Annotated in this window: 16 protein-coding genes; 12 read left to right on the top strand and 4 right to left on the bottom strand. The window is 58.0% G+C overall.

The features are described from left to right. Window positions 1–427: 427 nt before the first annotated feature. From ACSQ3I_RS25040 to ACSQ3I_RS25025, 4 genes are all read right to left on the bottom strand, one after another. On the bottom strand, window positions 428–1,486 hold the full coding sequence (locus ACSQ3I_RS25040; protein WP_062424993.1) for an HNH endonuclease: 1,059 nt from the start codon (window positions 1,484–1,486) through the stop codon (window positions 428–430). A gap of 37 nt (window positions 1,487–1,523) precedes the next feature. After that, the gene (locus tag ACSQ3I_RS25035; RefSeq protein ID WP_156379275.1) at window positions 1,524–2,912 is read right to left on the bottom strand and encodes a HEPN domain-containing protein; all 1,389 of its coding nucleotides are present in this window, start codon (window positions 2,910–2,912) and stop codon (window positions 1,524–1,526) included. Then, window positions 2,909–4,186, bottom strand: coding sequence for a DUF6035 family protein (locus ACSQ3I_RS25030; protein ID WP_062424995.1), 1,278 nt, complete (start codon window positions 4,184–4,186; stop codon window positions 2,909–2,911). Before ACSQ3I_RS25030 ends, ACSQ3I_RS25035 begins: the two co-directional genes overlap by 4 nt. A gap of 169 nt (window positions 4,187–4,355) precedes the next feature. After that, the gene (locus ACSQ3I_RS25025) at window positions 4,356–5,720 is read right to left on the bottom strand and encodes a hypothetical protein (RefSeq protein ID WP_156379276.1); all 1,365 of its coding nucleotides are present in this window, start codon (window positions 5,718–5,720) and stop codon (window positions 4,356–4,358) included. A gap of 292 nt (window positions 5,721–6,012) precedes the next feature. On the opposite strand from ACSQ3I_RS25025, the gene ACSQ3I_RS25020 reads away from it, so the two are divergent. The 12 genes from ACSQ3I_RS25020 to ACSQ3I_RS24965 all read left to right on the top strand — a co-directional run bounded on the left by ACSQ3I_RS25020 (window position 6,013) and on the right by ACSQ3I_RS24965 (window position 18,703). Beyond that, window positions 6,013–6,666: a DUF433 domain-containing protein gene (locus ACSQ3I_RS25020; RefSeq protein ID WP_062424998.1), complete on the top strand. Its 654-nt coding sequence runs from the start codon at window positions 6,013–6,015 to the stop codon at window positions 6,664–6,666. Further along, entirely contained in the window at window positions 6,663–7,085 is a 423-nt protein-coding gene (locus tag ACSQ3I_RS25015) for a DUF5615 family PIN-like protein (protein WP_062424999.1), read from the top strand. Before ACSQ3I_RS25020 ends, ACSQ3I_RS25015 begins: the two co-directional genes overlap by 4 nt. A gap of 9 nt (window positions 7,086–7,094) precedes the next feature. Continuing rightward, on the top strand, window positions 7,095–7,928 hold the full coding sequence (locus ACSQ3I_RS25010; protein WP_082546383.1) for a hypothetical protein: 834 nt from the start codon (window positions 7,095–7,097) through the stop codon (window positions 7,926–7,928). A 72-nt stretch (window positions 7,929–8,000) separates the two neighbouring features. Then, complete coding sequence (locus ACSQ3I_RS25005; RefSeq protein WP_062425000.1) at window positions 8,001–8,939, top strand: DUF2971 domain-containing protein; 939 nt, start codon at window positions 8,001–8,003, stop codon at window positions 8,937–8,939. 123 nt (window positions 8,940–9,062) lie between these two features. Then, window positions 9,063–12,035 carry a TrlF family AAA-like ATPase gene (locus tag ACSQ3I_RS25000; protein WP_062425001.1) on the top strand — a complete coding sequence of 991 codons (2,973 nt, stop codon included), beginning with the start codon at window positions 9,063–9,065 and terminating at the stop codon, window positions 12,033–12,035. Between the two features lie 370 nt (window positions 12,036–12,405). Beyond that, window positions 12,406–13,146: an SDR family oxidoreductase gene (locus tag ACSQ3I_RS24995; protein WP_062425002.1), complete on the top strand. Its 741-nt coding sequence runs from the start codon at window positions 12,406–12,408 to the stop codon at window positions 13,144–13,146. A gap of 68 nt (window positions 13,147–13,214) precedes the next feature. Next, the gene (locus ACSQ3I_RS24990; RefSeq protein WP_082546391.1) at window positions 13,215–13,898 is read left to right on the top strand and encodes a pentapeptide repeat-containing protein; all 684 of its coding nucleotides are present in this window, start codon (window positions 13,215–13,217) and stop codon (window positions 13,896–13,898) included. A 269-nt stretch (window positions 13,899–14,167) separates the two neighbouring features. After that, window positions 14,168–16,303 carry a ParB/RepB/Spo0J family partition protein gene (locus tag ACSQ3I_RS24985; protein ID WP_062425004.1) on the top strand — a complete coding sequence of 712 codons (2,136 nt, stop codon included), beginning with the start codon at window positions 14,168–14,170 and terminating at the stop codon, window positions 16,301–16,303. Between the two features lie 98 nt (window positions 16,304–16,401). Then, a complete protein-coding gene (locus ACSQ3I_RS24980) occupies window positions 16,402–16,878 on the top strand; it encodes a hypothetical protein (RefSeq protein ID WP_062425005.1) in 477 nt (158 codons plus the stop codon). A 170-nt stretch (window positions 16,879–17,048) separates the two neighbouring features. Next, window positions 17,049–17,345: a hypothetical protein gene (locus ACSQ3I_RS24975; protein ID WP_062425006.1), complete on the top strand. Its 297-nt coding sequence runs from the start codon at window positions 17,049–17,051 to the stop codon at window positions 17,343–17,345. 425 nt (window positions 17,346–17,770) lie between these two features. Beyond that, on the top strand, window positions 17,771–17,935 hold the full coding sequence (locus ACSQ3I_RS24970; RefSeq protein WP_171380208.1) for a hypothetical protein: 165 nt from the start codon (window positions 17,771–17,773) through the stop codon (window positions 17,933–17,935). A gap of 201 nt (window positions 17,936–18,136) precedes the next feature. Continuing rightward, the gene (locus ACSQ3I_RS24965) at window positions 18,137–18,703 is read left to right on the top strand and encodes a hypothetical protein (protein ID WP_062425007.1); all 567 of its coding nucleotides are present in this window, start codon (window positions 18,137–18,139) and stop codon (window positions 18,701–18,703) included. Window positions 18,704–18,736 lie beyond the last annotated feature (33 nt).

Here is an 18,736-nt window from a genome sequence, read left to right as displayed (position 1 = left end):
GCCTCAACGTGCGAGGTATAAAAACGACTTCAGCCTCGCGAAGGAGGCCGCCAAGTCATTCATAATCTGTCTAAAGGATTGGTTGCGGGGGCACGCAACCATCTCAACTTGCATTTCCTATCGACCTGCCTACGCGTGCTGGAACAGATGGCGGCCGGTAACCATGGCGACCTGTTTCGTACAGCGGCGTAGCCCACCGAATAACCTGGATTCTCACTATCTATATAATATTAAATGTCTTTCCATTGTCTAGGTTGGGCACTAATCAGAGCCGACTTGCTTCACCGTTACTCGAATGCACGCTCGCTTCCCCGGCGCCATCGATTCAGCTATCTTGGATCCGACGATCCTCCGCTTGTCCAGGCTCAGGCCGAGCTGCGGCAGCTTCAGACTGGTCGCCGCCGCCGCTGCTGCAACCGAGGCAACATCACTTCGCAGATTTGCCCAAGACCTCCTGACCGCTGCTTGCTTCTGCAAATCGGCTCCGATACCGCGTCTCGAAAGTGGCTTGGATGGCTTCAGCCATCAACGCCCGAAGCTGTTCGCCCTCGGTCGGCGCGACACCGGTCTGCTTCCAATCCTGGCGCTCGAACTCTGAGGCATCGATAGTGAATTCGTCGCTACGGTCCTGCTTGCCAAGTACATCGTAGGCGTAAATGTGTTCGACCAAATCCACCGGACCTCTGGCATCGGCAAACAGACCACCAACTCTTAAAACACCCAAAATCTCGACATAGGCGATCAACTGTCCGCTCATCGGCACCGAACGGACGATGATTTTGTGGCCAATAGGAATATCCGGCCCCTTCAGGCCGGGAAGACCCTCAACCATGTATCGAAACGTCCCACCATGACTCTGCATGGCCCCGATCACTGCTACGAGACGCTCCCAGTCCATAAAGGCGCGGCCCGTCGTATGGATGAGATACAACCAAATAGCCGTCGTCACACCACCGAACACACCCTGCGGACTGAAATCCAGACCCATCCTTAACTCGTCGCCGTCCTCAATCCCGACCGTGCGGGCATGCTGCTCAGCCTGGTTTGCGTCAAATTGAGGAAATTCTTTCTCCGCGCGTCTCAAGAGCTGCCGGAACGTCGTCATGTCGCCAGCCGAAATGTGCACTTCGTGTCCGTCAGCAATAGGCGTGACGTCATAAACAACATTTACTGCCGTCATGCTACCATCCCGCTCCAATCGGACGCGGCGGCCATTGCGGGTTTCGATCAGTTTAGGCGGATTCTTCCCACGGTCTCTCGGCAAATCGAGAAGCGTCGGCCAATCCCCAAACGCCTTGACCAGCGCATTATCAGCCAAAGCGTCGAGCTTGGTGTTGCACGTCTGGCAAATTATGCCTTTCGGTTTGAGCCGACCACCAAGCGCATTCGGGATGATGTGCGCCTCGGAGTCATTCTCGCCAGTCAGCGCCTCACCACAGCCTTGGCAAATCTTCTGTGGACTTGCATTCTCTTTCTCTTCGCTCAAAATCCTACTTCTCCAATTCGCCCGCGTAGGCAATCGTTCATTCGCCAGCCGGTATTCGATCCGTTCGCTCTGCGAACTGCACAAACATGTTGTCCAACATGGACTGACCGATGCCAACTGTCTGCGCTTCAATCTCACGCAAAATCGCCATATGGGAAATCGCCTTCATAAGCTCAGTGGCATCCCAAAGATCTGCGCCTTCAAGAATCTGCGAGGTCTTGTCCGTCCGGTGTGCGTAAAAATTCCGTGTGGCAGCCAGTTGCGAAATAGCCGCCTTCTGTTTCAGGCCAGGGCGAAGTACCTTGATTTCTGCCGCGAAGAGCTCCCAGTAGTATTTTAGCCGTTGGCGAAGCCCTGGCTCGTGCGCATGAGCCAATACGCCGCCAACACGATCAACGACATCGTCGGAAATGCCCGCTGTCCGGAGAGTATCCAAGATAGGTACTGCGGCAATTGGGCTTGCTGACAGAGGCGCTGTCCGACGATGAGCAGCCTCGATCGCTTGAACAAAAAGCTGAAATCGTAATGCTGGCTCCAGATCCCGTTGCTCTAAACCCTGGAAATGCAGACTGACTGCATCTGCCAGTCCATCTGCTCGAACCAGCCAACGGTCGAGAAGCGCCGCCAGCTCAACAGGATCGTCAAAACTCACGATCCTGTTAGCTGGCTTATCAGAAAGCTGCGTTGCGCGGAGACCGTGGATACCGACATCATGGGGCCGACCATCTTCGATCAGCCGGAGATACGCCTCGTTGATACCTAACATCCGCCCCATTAACAGAGAAAAAAATTGCCTCACCCGATTCATCTTTTTCAGCGCCGTGTCCAAATCGACAGGCGTCTCGAAGCGCAGTTTGACAGGATACTTAAAAGCAAGTGATGGGCCTCCAACGAGGTCACCGTTAGTCTTCATGTCTTGGCCAAGCTCCACTATGAGCTTCGCTTCAGAACAATCGAGTTCGATCGGCTTCGCTGGATTGAAGGCCCAATTCAATGCAATTCGATTGTCCGGCAACAGCATAATCGAGTGCTGCAGGCCCGTAACGTGGTGAATCTTCGCGACATCCTCGACATACACGCACCAGCAATCAGAACGAACATCATCCAGTGCCGGAAATAGAGCCTCTTCCAGCGCAAAGGACACGCTGAACATGCTCATCCCGCCAACGCCGAGCCTAGTTTTCGAGCTTATTCGACGAAGGTGTAACAAAGAAAAATAGCTGCTATTGGTTCGAAAATGAATCAAATCTAACTTATCCGGGATGACATCTCGGAAATGTCCTTCCGGATCGGACACTTCAAGACGAAGTCGATTGTTGATCAACCGAAGCGCCGCGCCGAAACGCTGTTCACCGAAAAATACATGGCCGCGACGTTCATCAGATAACACTTCGATACTCTCTTTTGCGTATAGAATCGAAGTCACCTTCGATCCGTTACTTTATGCCTCGAAGCGAACGCTTCTGGAAAGAGCGTTAGAGCAATACGCCCCGTCAAGCTCTGTGGATCGTCTTGCTCCGCCTTGAGCGCAATCGCCACCTTGCTCTGAACGCTCTTTGTTTCCAAAGTGTCTTTCCTGCCTGCAAGCTCAGCGAATCGACGGATGAGGCGCGCAAAGCGATGCCGCCGCTCTACGTTAAGAAATGTGTTCAACACCTCCACGAGATTCTTCTGGCGCGACCCTACCGGGTGGCCGTCAAGCAAGGAGAGCAAGCAGTTGATCAAGGAGTCGATATCGCCCTCCTCGAGTGTGCGGTCGTCGACATCGATGAGCGATAGCTTGTAAGCCAGCTCCGCAAGAAGCTCCCCTCGTTCCGGCCTCTGAGTACCATGCTCGCCAGTTGCCGCACGCCAACGTGCCAGGAAGTCCTCGTGCCAATGAGGCTCAGGCGCCACAGCAAAAGCGCGGCCACTCGAAAGCCAATTCAATTCATGAAGACCGACGAGCTTGGAATGCCACAGGTTCTCCCTGACCCAGAAAGCACGAAGAATGACCTCGTTCCGCTGCCGTGAGAGCTGAACGGTCTCGTTGTCCATCGAGAACAGGTTCTTATTATGCGAATAGAAAATGTCTTCGAATGAACTGAGAAGCCGTCCGTTTGTCGGAGGCGGCTCAAAATTCCAGGTCAGCCACAGGAGCCGATACGCCTCGCTGTCATAGAAATCTTCGCGTTGGATGATGATCGGAATCTGGGTTGTCGCAAGCTGAACTTCGACGACAACTGGCGCTTCATCATAAACTGCACGCACATCGGGGCGCCGGCGGCCCCCTTCGCTGATGAGATATGCATCGATAATTACGCTTTCCGGCTTGGTCCGGCGATCCGCCGTGAGGAGTTCACCAACAATGTTTTTGATCTTCGCATGCAACGGACTTTCTTGAGCGCCGTCAAACTGCTGCGCACTGACTACGTCCACGCCGGAGGGCATCCCGGTCCACCATAAGCAGTCCTCAGGAGCGCCCGGATGATGCTTCCAATAAGGCTGTCCGGTTCGACCTTCACGCGGAGCGTAGACCGCATGCCCGCATAAGCCACAAACGTAACGCGGTCGACGATCCAGCCGGGCTCTGGTCGCAAGCCGCCTGACAATCTGGTAGTCGTCTTTGGGCATCCCCATCAAGGCATCGCTTGAAATCGTAAGCATCGTCTCCAGATCGATGGCTCGTTTAAGTGTCCTCTTGAATTGCTTCCCAGCCATCGCGACAAATCATCCCCATCAAACCGCATTCTAATTATTGCATTCCGGTGCAAGGCGATTGAACTAACAAACCTCTCCTCGCGGTGCTTGCCGAGGCGTCCGAACAGCTCCAGACCCGATCGGCCTTACACAGCAAAAGGCCACCACTAAGGGACTGAGCCGCAGGCTACTAGGACGCCCCGTAAACGGTCGGACGGCCATCAATGATGTCCTTGTCAGCCCCGACCATCGTTGGCCGAATCCAAAGCAACCTGCTTTCTGCCAGCGCTTTCCCAAACCGTTGATTCCGCCAGTGTCCCCGCCGCCAATGGCCAACGGCTGTCCCGCCGAGCATCTTTCGCTTGTCGAATGAAGTTCGATAGCCGCAGAAATTGATCCAGCGACAACCATCCTGGCGTGCTCGCGCTTCGGCCAATTTTCTTGCTTTGCCTTTGGCCCGCCTTACCTTTTCATGGACCCGCGGATCGCTTAGTCGTTTTTCCTGATCGCGATCGGGATAATTCAAATAGCAGACGAGGTTGAACACCAGTCGCGTGACCTCCTCCAGAACCGTCGGGTCGGAAATCACGTTGTGAAGATCATCAGGATGCCCATCCTCTTCTCGAAAGGTATCCATTGGAATGGCCGAGCGGCGACCACGCTCGATGCCATCTGCAACCGTATTGCGGTGCGAGACAAAATCGTAATACGCACGGAGTGTTGGCTGGCCCAAAAGTTCGGTCAATGAAAGCGATGTCGGAGCATGATCACGCCGACGGAAAGTGAAATCCACGCTGAACATCAAGTATGAGCGCCACTCGCCCGAACCGCGGATATCCACCTTGGCTGCTATTTCATCCATCACCGCATCGGGATCTAGCAGGTATCGGTCATAAAGCTGTTGGGCGGCCGAATTGTCAGCCAGTAGCTTCGCAATGTAACTGTCAAAGCTTGCAAAACTTTCGGAGCCCTTGCGCAGGCTGTCCAGAGCGCCTGGGATTCGCTCAAGATCCGCCCATTGTTTTCTCTGCTCAGCGATCAGTTCGTTCGGAGGGCGGGGGATCAACCGGAGAGAGTCAACCAGGCAGGTTTCAGCGGTGACATAGAATCCATCGACTACCCAATCGCGATTGTAGTCGGGCAGAAAATGTCCCGGTGTGAGAGCAACATAGAATGTGTTGTACGGCATCCGCAGGTTCTGGACGGGCAACTCATCCACGTCCGTATCGGCAAGCATTGCCAACAAGTCGGGGGCAAACTCAAATATCTGTTGCCCATCGTGGCGCCAGCTTCTGAGCACGGAACGCCAGTTACCCTCGCGCAAGATAACCTCCCAGGCTGTTCTTTCCGGCACGCCGTGAGGGAACTCTGCGAGAAAGGCGTCTTCGTGAGGCGCCACCACCTGCCGGTAATAGCTTTCCCGCTCTGCGTCGGTACCGTCCGGCCTATTGCTATCGACCGCCCAGTAAGCGTCAAGCCGAGGCTGTAAACCGCGCAATTCGGCTTCATGACGCCAAGCGTGCAACTGAGAAAGCCTCACGGCTGGATTAGTCACAACTCCCCCCAAAACAACAGATTCAGCTCACTGCAAGTTCTCGCTCAAACTCAGCAAGAAACGCTCATGTTAGTATGAATCGGGAAGCCGGAGCAGCGTCAACGTCTGATTGATTGACTCCAAAAACTCTTCCGCTGCTTGTCCGGCGATAAGCTCGGACAAGGGCCCGTGCGATTCTTGCCCGGAGCGCAGCATAAGTGAGATTCCCTCGCACCTATCAACCTCTATCTTGAAATTGGCGCCCTGAGAATATATATTCCGATCCATCGGAAGATTAAATTAGGAGGCCTACATGCCCGCTGTCGCGGAAATGCTGAAGGCGACCGAGGCCGCTGTCGTCTCGCGCGTGAGCCTGCGCGACATCAATCGCGTCATCGATGAGCGCATCCTGCCAGATGCCTTCGTGTCACTCGACAACGGGCGGTATGTTCTCGCTGGCGCATGCTCCTTCATTGCGTTTTACTTCGAGAGCGCCAAGCGCCTCACCTCGGAAGAACGGCTGTTCGCCATTAAGACCGCCGGCCCTAGGCTGACGCGCTCCCGTGCGCTCGCCTGGGCGGCATTGCTGCGCGAAGACTGGACCGTGCGCGACGAGTTCCTGACCATCGATCTGTTGCCCTTCGTGAAGGGCACGAGCGAGCGGCTGGACGATCTGGCAGCAGCGCGCGAAATCGTCTGTACCTCCGACGATATTCTCAGCAGTACGCCAGTCATTCGTGGCACTCGCGTTCCTGTCTACGATGTCGCAGCCGCCGTCGCGGCCGGTCGCCCGATCGAGCGCATCCTTGACGCCTGGCCAAGCCTCGATGCCGAGAAGGTTCGCCTTGCCGCGATCTATGCGGAAGCCAACCCGCTCCGCGGCCGGCCCCGCGTCTCGGGCGACCTCCCGGAAGGCTCGACCATCGTCACTGACCGGCGCGTACCTCGCCGTAGGAAGGCGGGATGAAGCTTCTAATCGACGAATGTCTCAGCCCAGAGCTTGCGAAGATCGCAATCGACAAAGAACACGGCGAAACCAGCCATATCGTTTGGCTGGGGCTCGGAGGATATAAAGACTGGGAGTTGACGCCGATCATCCTGGATGGCGACTGGATCTTCGTCACCAAGAACTCGGTCGACTTCCGAGGGCCAAGGGACAAGCCCGGAACGAAGGGGCAGTATGCCGATGTCGCGATTCATGCCGGCCTGATCTGCCTCAACGGCCCTCCTGGCATGGATCTCGATATGCAGATCGAACTCTTCGAGCAGGCTCTGCTCGAACTCGATGCCGACCCTGATCTGGTGAACCAAGTGCTCGAAATCACGCTCGACGACGACGATGATCTGCGCGTGCTCCGCTACGCGCTTCCTGCCGAAGAAAGCTGAGGTGGCAGCATGGCCCTGACGATGCCGACAGCATGGCGTTATGGCTCCCCCGGTGCGATGCCCCCGGTAGCGGTGAATGCCTTTAATTCACTTGTTCACTCCATCGCCAGCCAATCGGAATCGTCCTGGTCGATCTTTGAGCTGTTCAAGGCGAAATTCACTGGCGGCCAATCCTGGAGCTCCAGCGAAAGCTGGGCGATCAGCGACCTTCATGGTGCGATGATGTCGGCCGGGGACAATGCCCCGGTATTTATCAGCGCCTTCTGGGATGGGTGCGCGCAGATACAGACGGCGCATCCGGAAATAGGCCTCCCTGACGCCGATGTCGTCAACCAGATCCTCTATGAACATGAAGTGCCCTATGAGGTGAGGCCCCCAGCCCTGCTGGCACGCCATCCACAGACACCTATTGTCGTCCAGACGCCGCAGAAATCGCTGGGCCAACGCGCGCATGAGCTTATTCACACCTCGCTCGACCAAGCCGATCGCCTTCTTCTCGAACAACGGCCGCGGCAGGCAGTGCAGGAAATTCTTTGGCTCCTTGAAACGGTGTCGACGGCATTCCAGGGTCAGGAAAGCGGATCGGGAACGGTCGAAGGAAAATACTTCAACGAGATCATCCGCGCCCTGCGCAAAAATAACGGCGGCAGCGCGCTGGCCGAAGCGCTCGGTTGGATGACCAAGATGCACGGTTTCCTCTCTTCGCCGGGCGGCGGCGGCGTCCGACATGGCACGCAACTCGCGGCCGATGTTTCGCCGTCGCTGAGGGAGGCCCATCTCTACTGCAACCTGACACGCAGCTACATCAACTATCTCCTCGCGGAGTTGGCGGAGGTATCTTGATCGCCATCGCGCTTAAAGCGGGGAAGTCGCGTTCGAAACGGGAATGAAAATACTGAGGGACTGAGGGTGACCATGGCTGAGCTGATTAAGTTACCAAGACTGCTGTATAAATATCGAGGTTTCAGCCATCGCTTGCTCGACATGCTGGTCGCCGATGAACTGTACTATTCAGACCCGGGTGACTTCAACGACCCTCTCGACTGCCGACCAACGCTCGATGCGAACATTCCCAACGATCAGCTTGAACAGGTTCTTAGCCGTCTCCGCGAGCAGCGCATCCTTGATGAAATGCAGGCAGCGGCAAAGTCCCTCAAATATCGTGGCCCCAAAACCATCGATCACATAGCGCGGCACAGCCAGAAGGATGCCGCTCGGCTGCTTGAAGAAATCCGCTACCACGCCACAGATCCCAGCTACGAGATCGACGATCCCCTGCAATCGCTTCTGCGGCAGTATCTCGAAGAGGAACTGCTTCGCCGCTACGACCGTGGCATCGTTTCGTTCGGCGTCCGCGCCACATGTCCGTTGATGTGGAGCCATTATGGCGATCAGCACAACGGGATTTGTGCCGGCTACTCCGTTCCGGCCGGGGCGGAAGCCGACCTTCATAAAATCCGCTATGGGGGCAGTCGCAAGGTACTGGCCAGCGATGTGGCCGTGATGGAGATCGACAGCGCGGCGCGAGGCCGCGTTGACGAAGCCGTCCTGCTTCGCAAGGCCGCGAGCTGGCGTTATGAGCGGGAATGGCGCCTGATCGGGAGACGCGGCGCACAGGATTCACCGCTGGAACTCGAAGAAGTCGTCTTCGGCATTCGCTGCAAATCCACCGTCAAGTTTACGATCGTTCAGGCCCTGGCAAACCGAGGACGACCCGTGCGATTTTTCGAGATGCGCGAAGTGTCGGGTACTTTCCACCTCCGGAAGTACGCGCTCGACACCGATGAACTCGGAGCATCACTACCCCGGCGATCGCGCTCGATTTTTGAAGCCTTCGAGGTTCTGGATAAATAATGAAAACAGATTTCATAGAAGACTTGCTTTAAAACAACCTGTGGATGCTAAAAAGCTTTTAAGTCACATGGATTCGGACAGAGCAATAGGCCATCTATTTCTGCCGACACACGCGGAGGGGCAATGATCGGTAGAGGTTCGCAGTGGCGGCGTTGGGAGCCGCATATCCATGCGCCGGGGACAATCCTGAACAATCAGTTCGGCGGCGGCGATCCCTGGGAGGCCTATCTCACATCACTGGAAAGCTGCACGCCGACGATCGGAGCGGTAGCTGTCACCGACTACTATGTTACTGACACGTATGAGGAGGTGTTGCGACGCAAGCAGGCGGGGCGCTTGCCCAACGTCCAGCTCATCTTTCCAAATGTCGAACTGCGGCTCGACATCGCCGCCAAGACCGGCTTCGTCAATGTGCACCTGCTAGTTAGTCCGGAAGATTCTAATCATTTGGCCGAACTGCATCGCATTCTCCAACGATTGCAGTTCCAGGCGCATGGCGACACCTATAACTGTACTCGCAACGACCTGATTGCTCTGGGCAAGCGCGCCGACACCGCCATCATCGACGATGGCGCGGCTCTGCGCCACGGTGCCACGCAGTTCAAGGTCAACTTCGCTCAACTGCGCCAGGTGCTAAGAGACAGCGACTGGGCGAAGGCCAACATTTTGGTCGCAGTGGCCGGCGCAGCGGGAGATGGAACGTCGGGGTTGCGACAGGCGGCCGATGCGACGATGCGCCAGGAGATCGAGCGGTTCGCCCACATCATCTTCTCAAGCAGCCCCGCACAGCGCGAATTCTGGTTTGGCAAAAAAGGTGTGAGCGTCGAGCAACTCCGCGAAAACTATGATGGTTGCAAGCCCTGCCTGCACGGAAGTGACGCCCATGATCAAAAGAGCGTAGGCCAACCCGTCGAAGAGCGCTTCTCATGGATCAAGGGCGGGCTCGAGTTCGATGCACTGCGCCAAGCCTGCATCGATCCGGAAGGCCGCGCTTACGTCGGAACGGAACCGCCGCGAACCGCTATGCCCTCGCAAGTCATTTCGCACATCTCCATTGCTGATGCAGATTGGGCCGCGACTCCCAAAATCCCGCTAAACCCCGGCCTGGTGGCTATCATCGGGGCTCGCGGTTCCGGGAAAACGGCCCTCGCCGATATGATTGCTGCTGGATGCGATGCCATCACGCCATCTGGATGGAGCGCCAGCGAGAATGCTAGTCCCTCCTTCCTTGTCCGCGCCCGCAAGCTGGTCGGCAATGCGACGGCCACGTTGACCTGGGGTGGTGGTGCCACCATCACACGCGCGCTCGATGGTCGGGACGCCAACAATCATCTATCCTTTCCGCGCGCCCGATATTTGTCGCAGCAATTCGTGGAAGAGCTCTGCTCTTCCGGCGGCTTCTCTGACGGTCTGATCGCCGAGATCGAACGTGTGATTTTCGAATCCCACTCCGACGATCAGCGGGACGGTGCGATCGACTTCGCCGAGTTGCGCAGCCATAGCACAAGTCGCTTCCAGCAAGCCCGTGAGCGAGAAGCCGAAGCTATTGCCGACATTTCCGATCGCATCGCTACGGAACTGGAAAAGGAAAGTTCGGTCGCGACTCTGACTGCGCAGGTGACCCAGAAAACCAGCCTGATCAAAAGCTACAATGAAGATCTCGCCAAACTCGTCGTCAAGGGCACCGAAGCTCAGGCACAACGGCACACGCAACTCAGTCAGGCGGTGCAGGCCGTACGCAGCAAGATTCAGGGGTTCGGCAATCAGCGGCGGACCTTCCTCGCCCTGCAGGATGAGGTGAAAAGCACCCGCGCGACCAAGGCGCCCGAATTGTTGCGGCAGGCCAGGGAACGCCATCAGCAAGGCCATATGAACGATCAGCAGTGGGACGAATTTCTGCTGGTCTATAAAGGCGATGTCGACAAGAGTCTGGCGGGTTACGTCACATGGGCGGATCAACAGATCGCCGCCCTTAATGGTGTTCCTCTGCCACCGGGAATTCCCGCGCCACCCATCGCCGACGGTGCCGATCTTTCGACACTCACCCTCAACGTTCTTCAAGCCGAGATGACACGGCTCGAAGCTCTGGTCAGCGCAGACAAATTGATCCGGGATCAGTATTCCGCGCTTTCGCTCCGTATCGCGCAGGAGAACACCGCCCTTCAGAGCCTGCAGACCCGTCTCACCGATTCGCAGGGCGCCGCTGTCCGCAAGAAGGACCTGCAAACCGAACGTGATGCAGCCTATGGCCGTGTGTTCGAAGCGATCATCAATGAGCAGATGGCGCTCGCTAGTCTCTACGCTCCCCTTATGAGCCGTCTGGCAGCGTCATCGGGAACCTTGCAAAAGCTCGGCTTCTCCGTGCGACGTATCGTTGATGTCGAAGCCTGGGGAACGATTGCCGAGGAGAAACTCCTAGATCGTAGAAAGGCCGGCCCCTTCAATGGTCGTGGATCGCTGATCCAGTTGGCCAATACAGCGCTCAAGCCGGCGTGGGAAAATGGGACGGCAGCGGATGTGCAGACCGCAATGGCCACCTTCATTTCAACCTATCTGAGAGACTTGATCGGGCACGCCCCAATCGCTCAAACGCAACAGGCGGAGTTTCGCGCCTGGCTGAAGGAATTTGCCCATTGGCTCTTTGCAACCGATCATATCTCAGTGCGCTACGAGATCGTCTATGACGGCATCGATATCCGCAAGCTCTCACCCGGCACGCGAGGCATCGTTCTCCTTCTTCTCTATCTGGCTTTGGATGATGCCGATGACCGTCCGCTCATCATCGATCAGCCCGAGGAGAATCTCGATCCCAAGTCCGTCTTCGACGAACTCGTCTCGCTGTTCATAGCTGCGAAGTCCAAGCGGCAGGTGATCATGGTCACCCACAATGCGAACCTCGTGATCAATACGGATGCGGATCAGATCATCGTTGCAGAAGTCGGCCCGCATCAGATTGGCGGTCTGCCCCCGATCACCTACAGGGCTGGGGGTCTGGAAAATGCCAATATCCGCAAGGCAGTTTGTGACATTCTTGAAGGTGGCGAGGAGGCATTTCGTGAGCGGGCACGGCGTCTGCGCGTCAGACTGGAAAGATGAAATGCGTTCATCCGGATTGACAGCTTTCAGGCATTACAGAAAGGCGTTTTTGTGGGGGAAGGCCTTCCCCCTGGCCGGCGACGTGGTCGCCGGCACACCCCCATCAGCGGGGAGACCCCGCAACGCCCCCAGCCCAGCCATAAACTGAGCAACCGCTGGCTACATGCTTGCCCGTTACCTGCCCACATGCTACGACCCTCCAGTCGATAAGAGAGCAGGCCGTTGGTAGTTCGGCCGCTTCCACGTATGTGGAAGTTTCTCGTCCTCCAGGACATCCACGACAGTGCCAACCGTGATCCCACGGCGCACTGGTGTGTCCGAGGCTATCTTCAACGTCACGGCGCACCTAGCTTTTTTGAAAGGATGCACGATGACGACAACACCAAAGAAATTTCTCATTACTGGCGGTGCCGGTGGCATCGGTCTGGCGCTCGCGAGGGCGCTGATCGCCGAAGGTAACGCCGTAATTGCTTGTGGTCGCGACCAAGGTCGACTTGATGCGGCCAGAACCTTGGTTCCAGAATTGTTGACCAGACAATGCGATGTCTCGGATCGACAAGATCGCACCGCCCTGGTGAATTGGATTGCTCAGGAGCATCCAGACCTTTCCGCACTTATCAACAACGCTGCAGTGCAGACCAAGACAGACTTCAGCCGTCCACTCGATGAAGCCCAGGTCACCGCAGAAATGCAGATCAACTTCCTCGCGCCTTTGATGCTATCGCTGGAGTTGCTGCCGATCCTGAAGTCGCAGGACGCAGCCATGATCATAAACCTGTCGTCAGGTCTGGCATTTTGTCCGGTCGCATCCCTGCCCGTTTATAGCGCGTCCAAAGCGGCGCTACATTCGGTGACACTGAGCCTGCGGCACCAACTCGCCTCTCAGGCGGTCCGCGTGATCGAGATCATTGCCCCTCCCGTAGACACAAGCCTTGGCGGCCATGCGGCGCTGGACGCAATCGCCGCTGGGCTGCCTGTCCTTAAACCAGAGGAGTTTGCTGCGGAGGTCGTGGGTGCCCTGGGCAAAGACCAAGACGAGATCGCGATCGGCATCGCACAGGCGAGCCGGCAGCAGGGCGAGGCCCTCTTCGCTTTGATGAACCAAGCGTAACTGAAAAGTATGCAGTCGCCCGCCCTGGAAAGCGGGCGATGGGCAGGCACTGCGGCTTGGAGGCCATCATGAGCAAACCCATAGAAATCGTTGAACGCTCGTTAGACGAAGAAGATATCCGTTCGATGTCTGAAACGATGCTCCCGCATCACATAAAATCCTGCCAACTTGAAGGTAAGGATCTCTCAAGACTGAATTTTTCGGGATGGACTTTTGAGGCCTCCTCGCTGGTGCGCACCAAATTCGATAGTGCCCAGTTGGAGGGCTCGAGATTTATACGTTGTAGAGCCGGACACGCTAGCCTGGAGGCTGCCAACCTGTCGGAAGCGGTGCTGAGCAACAGCGATTTCAACAATGCCAATCTTAGGCGAGCCAAGCTGAACCAAGCCGAAATTGCCGACTGCAAGTTCACGGGGGCGGACATGTCCTCAATAGCGGCTTTGGCCATAAAGTTGAGTGGAAGCATTTTCTCCGCGGCGGCGCTGCCAGCGATGTCATTCCGCAAGCAAGTGCTTGAACGCCTGGACTTCAGCATGGCAGACCTGTCGCGATGCGATTTTCGGGATGCTATTTTACGCGAGTGTAGTCTGAGGGAAGCTAATCTGGTTGATACCCGATTCGAAGGCGCCGATTTGCGAGGGGCTGACGTGGGCGGGATCAAGCTCGTCGATGCCAGAAAGTTCAAGGGCGCCATCATCTCACGCCAGCAAGCAGGTCAATTACTGTCAGAATTGGGAATATTGGTACGCTAACGGCCGCCACCGAACCTAACCTTTATTCGTGGTGAACTAGACCGGCATCGCTCTACCGTGAGGCTCGACAAAGTCGAGTTCAGAACGGGCGCCGCCCGCAGCCAGCCCGATCTTTGGAGAGGCGTGAATCGGGTTTGCGCCTTTGCGCTCCTCAGGCTTTCCGGTTCTCCGCTTGTGCGGCCGAAAGAGAGTAAGAGGAGTGTGGGGATTTTCGTGACGGGTTCAGGACGGGAGAGAGGCTCTCGGCACCCGTCGCGGAGACTATCACGATGGCACCTGCTGCTCAGAAAATCACCCTGTCGTCCTCGCGCGACATTCCCTTCAACAAGCTGATCCTCAGCCAATCGAACGTCCGCAAGGTCAAGGCTGGCATCTCGATTGAGGAACTGTCGCAGGACATCGCCCGCCGCGGCCTGCTTCAGGGCCTTAATGTCCGACCTGTCGTCGATGCAGAGGGCAATCAGACCGGCATGTTCGAGATTCCCGCTGGTGGCCGCCGCTACCGCGCGCTTGAACTTCTGGTCAAGGCCAAGCGCCTCGCCAGGACCGCGCCGGTGCCCTGCGTCGTGCGCGAAGCTGGTAGCGACATCCTACCTGAGGACGACAGCCTCGCCGAAAACCTTCAGCGCGCGCCCCTCCATCCCCTCGATCAGTATCGCGCCTTCCAGGATATGCGTCTCAAGGGCATGTCCGAGGAAGAAATCGCGGCGGCATTCTTCGTTTCCACCAATATCGTGAAGCAGCGCCTGCGGTTGGCTTCCGTCGCGCCCTCGCTGCTCAACCTCTATGCCGAGGACGGCGTGACGCTCGAACAGCTCATGGCTTTCACCGTCAATCCCGATCACAGCCGTCAGGAACAGGTCTGGGACGCGATCAAGGATAGCTGGTCGAAGGAGCCGCACCAGATCCGCCGCATGTTGACCGAAACAACGGTACGCGCCTCCGACAAGCGGGCGCAATTCGTCGGCATCGAGGCTTATGAGGCAGCCGGCGGCATCGTGCTCAACGACCTCTTCCAGTCCGACGATGGCGGCTGGCTGCAGGATGTCGGCCTGCTTGAGCAGCTCACCGACGACAAGCTGAAGGCGCAAGCCGAGGCGATCGGCTCTGAGGGCTGGAAATGGGTCGATGCCCGCACCGAGACGCCCTATGGATATGGCCACGGCCTGCGCCGGCTGATCGGCACGACCACGCCCCTGAGCGATGAAGAACAGGCGACCTTCGACGCCCTCACCGCAGAATATGAGGCACTCGAAGCGGAATATGCCGAGGCAGAACAATACCCTGAGGAAGTTGACGAGCGTGTTGGCGAGATCGAAACGGCGCTTGCCGCCTTCGACGATCGTCCGGTCGTCTACGACCCAGCCGAGATCGCCCGCGCCGGTGTATTCATCAGCATCGACCGCGAAGGCCGCATGTCGATCGATCGCGGCTATGTCCACCCCGAGGATGAAGCCCCTCTCGCCGTCGATGGCGGCGACGACACTGAGGGCGCGGTCACGCCGCCCGGCGGTTCGGCATCGTCGATCTCGGCACGACAGCACGCAGTCATCACCATTGGCGGCCAGCCGACCGAACAGGATGATGACGAAGAGGATGTCATCAAGCCGCTGCCCGAGCGGCTGGTCTCAGAACTGACAGCGCACCGTACGCTGGCGCTCCATAATGCGCTGGCGAATAATCCCCATGTTGCAATGACCGCCTTGCTGCACAGGCTGGTGACGGAGCGCTACCACTATTCCGCGCCGAGCGGATGCTTGGAAGTGACCGTGCGTCATCACTTCTTCTCGGCCCAGGGCAATGACCTCAAGGACAGCGCTTCCGCCAAGGCCATCGCACAGCGTTACGACGACTGGAAGACCGATCTGCCCACCGAGCCGACTGCCCTGTGGGACTGGATCGCAGCACTCGACGACGCGAGCCGCATGGCCTTGCTCGCCCATTGCGTCAGCTATGGCGTCAATGCGCTCGTCGAGAAGGTCGACCGTTACGGCGGCTCAGGGCTTTCGCAGCACAGCCTCGACCAGCGCATCACGCAGGCCGATCGACTGGCCCGCGCCACCGCCCTCGACATGGTCGACGAAGCAGGATGGCGTCCGACGGTTGAGAACTATCTTGGTCGCGTCACCAAGCCGAGAATCCTCGAGGCTGTCCGTGAAGGCGCTGGCGAACGCGCGGCCCAGCTCATCGAGCATCTCAAGAAAGGCGACATGGCAAAGGAAGCCGAACGCCTGCTAGCCGATACCGGCTGGTTGCCCTCGCCGCTGCGTCTGATCGAGACCGAACAGTCCCCGGTCATTGAGGTGGAAGCTGAGACCGCGGCACTGCCGGACTTCCTCTCCGGCGTCGACGAGGATGCCGGCGACATCGACGCCGATCCGACGCACCTGATCGCGGCGGAATAATCAGCCACAGCGGGGCGGTCACGGTCGCCCCGTCTGCTCCCCTTCGCCCCTCCAAGCCTGGCATCCGCCGGGCCATTCTCGTTTCAGGAGACCTGACTGTGTCTGCATCACTTGTTTTCGATATCGCCCCGCTCGGCTCACTTGTGGCCTATGCCAACGGAGAGCCCAAACCGCCAGCGCGCTTCACCAAGAAGCTTGCCGCTTGGGAACGGAACAATGGCGTCGGCCGCCTTGTCCGCAAGGAGCCCATGCGCGAACGCCCAACCTACACGTCCCCTCCATGCTTCACCCTGCATGAAGGCAATTTCGGCCAAAGCGGCATCATCCTCGTCACGATCATGCGGACTTACGGCATCGACAGCAGCCTGATCTTCCGCGTCATCGAACGCCCTCAGATCGGCCAGGTCCGTGTCGTGCAAGACATCGGCGACAATGTGGAGCTTCTCCATCTCGCCGAAAGCCGTGAAGCCGCCGAACTCTGGTTGGCGAAGACCGGATGCGCGCGCGCGCATCTCGAGGAGATTTCGGCTGACGAGGTTGGCGCCGATGTCATCGAAGGACGCATCGCCGCCTGATCACAACGTTCCATCCAGCTAGGCCCGCTGTCGAAAGATCGCGGGCCAACTTCGTTTTTCTGGGAGATCATCATGGCCATCGCCGACCATGCCCGCGCCAACTTCAACCTGCCTCTGTGTGCCGCAGCCGACGGCAATGCAACGGGTACGCACATCGGAGGATCCGCGTCGTGATCGACATAGACACCATCTTTGCGCTCGATCGTGAGCAGCCGCCCGCGGAACGCTCGCTGCCGTGGGAGGACAATTGCAATGGATTGGCCGTCGTCGTTGAGCCAAAACCGCATTGGGCCAACGATCTGCTGGTCTACAAACTCACGTCCCGCGAGTATTGTTGCTATCGCGACTGGACCGAGAATGGATCGGCAGCCCGTTTCATCGGCCATGTCGACACTACCGGCGATGACGTCATGATGAAGGCAAGGGGGATGATCGCCCGCGAAATTGCGGATGGTCTGTGGTGCTAAACCACGGCCCAGAGGAACCGCCGCGCGGCGATGTGATAGCGGAGCGTCTTCGCCGCGAAGAGATTAGATTTCGGCTTTTGACCATGCAGGGTCGAGAGAGCCGACGGCAACGCCCGCGGCATTTGTCAGGAAACACGCTAACTACCGATCAGAGCATCGGCGAGACTGACGAAACACAGCATCTGCATAAGGGGTTACGGCTCTGGTCAGATGCGAAATACCATTCCCGCTTCCATTCGCAAACCTTGGTCCGATCCGTCTCTTTGACAATCAACCCGTGAAGGGTCGGCTTACGCGAGCGTGCCGCCCTCGCGGATTCGGGGCATTCCCGAACACACGAGGGTGATTGCAGATCCGATCAGACACTTCGGGCGCCTGTCGCGCGGGGGATGGTCCCCCGCCTCCCCAAGACAGGAGCCGGAACCATGTCCTTTGCAGATGCCACCGCTTTCGCCGCCAGCCTCGCCACCACCCTGATGGTCTCGATCGTCGTTTTCCAGGCAGGAGACGGCACCCACGCGGCGATGGTCGCCTCCGAGTTCGACGGCGACGAAGACATGGTCGAGCTCGAGATCGATCCCTTCCAGTGAGGCGCAAGCGCCTCACATCAACGGCCCGTGGCACCTTGCGCCCGGGCCTTGCGGCGTGGTCGGCCAACTCCACCACACCCATAAAAGCCGAAACCTGAGCTTCGGCAACCACCGCAATAAGAGTGAGAGGACGGAGGTGGAGGCCATGACGGGATGAGGGTTGGGAGAGAGACTTCCGCCGCCTGTCACGGAGTGATCCTCATGCGACACAGCACACCACAGGCCGCCGCCTTCATACCTGCCAAAAAGATCACATTCGACGAGTTGGTCTCACATCTGCGCAGCGCGGCGCGTTTTCCCCTCCGCATCGTCATGATCGGGACCGCCACGTTCATCGATGACGATCCCCAGGCCGAGCTGATCTTCTACGACCGCACCGTCCATCTCGCCGAATGCGGTTCTCTGCAAGATGCCATCATCACCGCCGAAACCCGCATCGCCCATGCCGATATCAAAGGCAGTGCGGGCGCCGGCGTTCGCTACTCGCCGCGCATCGTCACCGTAATCGACCGCGAGGGACGGCTTGTTGTCGCAGGCGAAGTCCGTGCACAGAACATCAGTTGGTGCGATCCCGTGACGTCCGACGGCGAGGCCCGCATGGTCGTCACCGAAGCCAGCCAATTGCGGGGAAAGGCCTTCGCAGAAGCAAGCTCCGACAATTCCGACGCCGCGCGGTGCCTGCGCTTCCGCGCCGGTGTTCTCGAAGGCCGGCTCGTTGACAGTATCTGGCGCGAGCCTGCCCGCGAAGCGCTCCTCCAGGCCACCTGACCAACACTCATTCCCTACCCCATGCCTGGCGGC

It is taken from the genome of Rhizobium sp. LjRoot30 (genome assembly GCF_964253915.1).
In the GTDB taxonomy this organism is placed as follows: Bacteria; Pseudomonadota; Alphaproteobacteria; order Rhizobiales; family Rhizobiaceae; genus Metarhizobium.
The sequence above is the reverse complement of the archived record's forward strand: the minus strand, read 5'-3'. Positions and strand labels throughout refer to the sequence as shown.

Bases quoted from the DNA above. Each gene is read 5' to 3' on its own strand.
- ACSQ3I_RS24970 (WP_171380208.1), top strand. From the start codon at position 17,771: ATGTCCTTTGCAGATGCCACCGCTTTCGCCGCCAGCCTCGCCACCACC.
- ACSQ3I_RS25000 (WP_062425001.1), top strand. From the start codon at position 9,063: ATGATCGGTAGAGGTTCGCAGTGGCGGCGTTGGGAGCCGCATATCCAT.
- ACSQ3I_RS25005 (WP_062425000.1), top strand. From the start codon at position 8,001: ATGGCTGAGCTGATTAAGTTACCAAGACTGCTGTATAAATATCGAGGT.
- ACSQ3I_RS25020 (WP_062424998.1), top strand. From the start codon at position 6,013: ATGCCCGCTGTCGCGGAAATGCTGAAGGCGACCGAGGCCGCTGTCGTC.
- ACSQ3I_RS25010 (WP_082546383.1), top strand. From the start codon at position 7,095: ATGGCCCTGACGATGCCGACAGCATGGCGTTATGGCTCCCCCGGTGCG.
- ACSQ3I_RS25015 (WP_062424999.1), top strand. From the start codon at position 6,663: ATGAAGCTTCTAATCGACGAATGTCTCAGCCCAGAGCTTGCGAAGATC.
- ACSQ3I_RS25030 (WP_062424995.1), bottom strand. From the start codon at position 4,186: ATGGCTGGGAAGCAATTCAAGAGGACACTTAAACGAGCCATCGATCTG.
- ACSQ3I_RS24990 (WP_082546391.1), top strand. From the start codon at position 13,215: ATGAGCAAACCCATAGAAATCGTTGAACGCTCGTTAGACGAAGAAGAT.
- ACSQ3I_RS24995 (WP_062425002.1), top strand. From the start codon at position 12,406: ATGACGACAACACCAAAGAAATTTCTCATTACTGGCGGTGCCGGTGGC.
- ACSQ3I_RS24965 (WP_062425007.1), top strand. From the start codon at position 18,137: ATGCGACACAGCACACCACAGGCCGCCGCCTTCATACCTGCCAAAAAG.
- ACSQ3I_RS24985 (WP_062425004.1), top strand. From the start codon at position 14,168: ATGGCACCTGCTGCTCAGAAAATCACCCTGTCGTCCTCGCGCGACATT.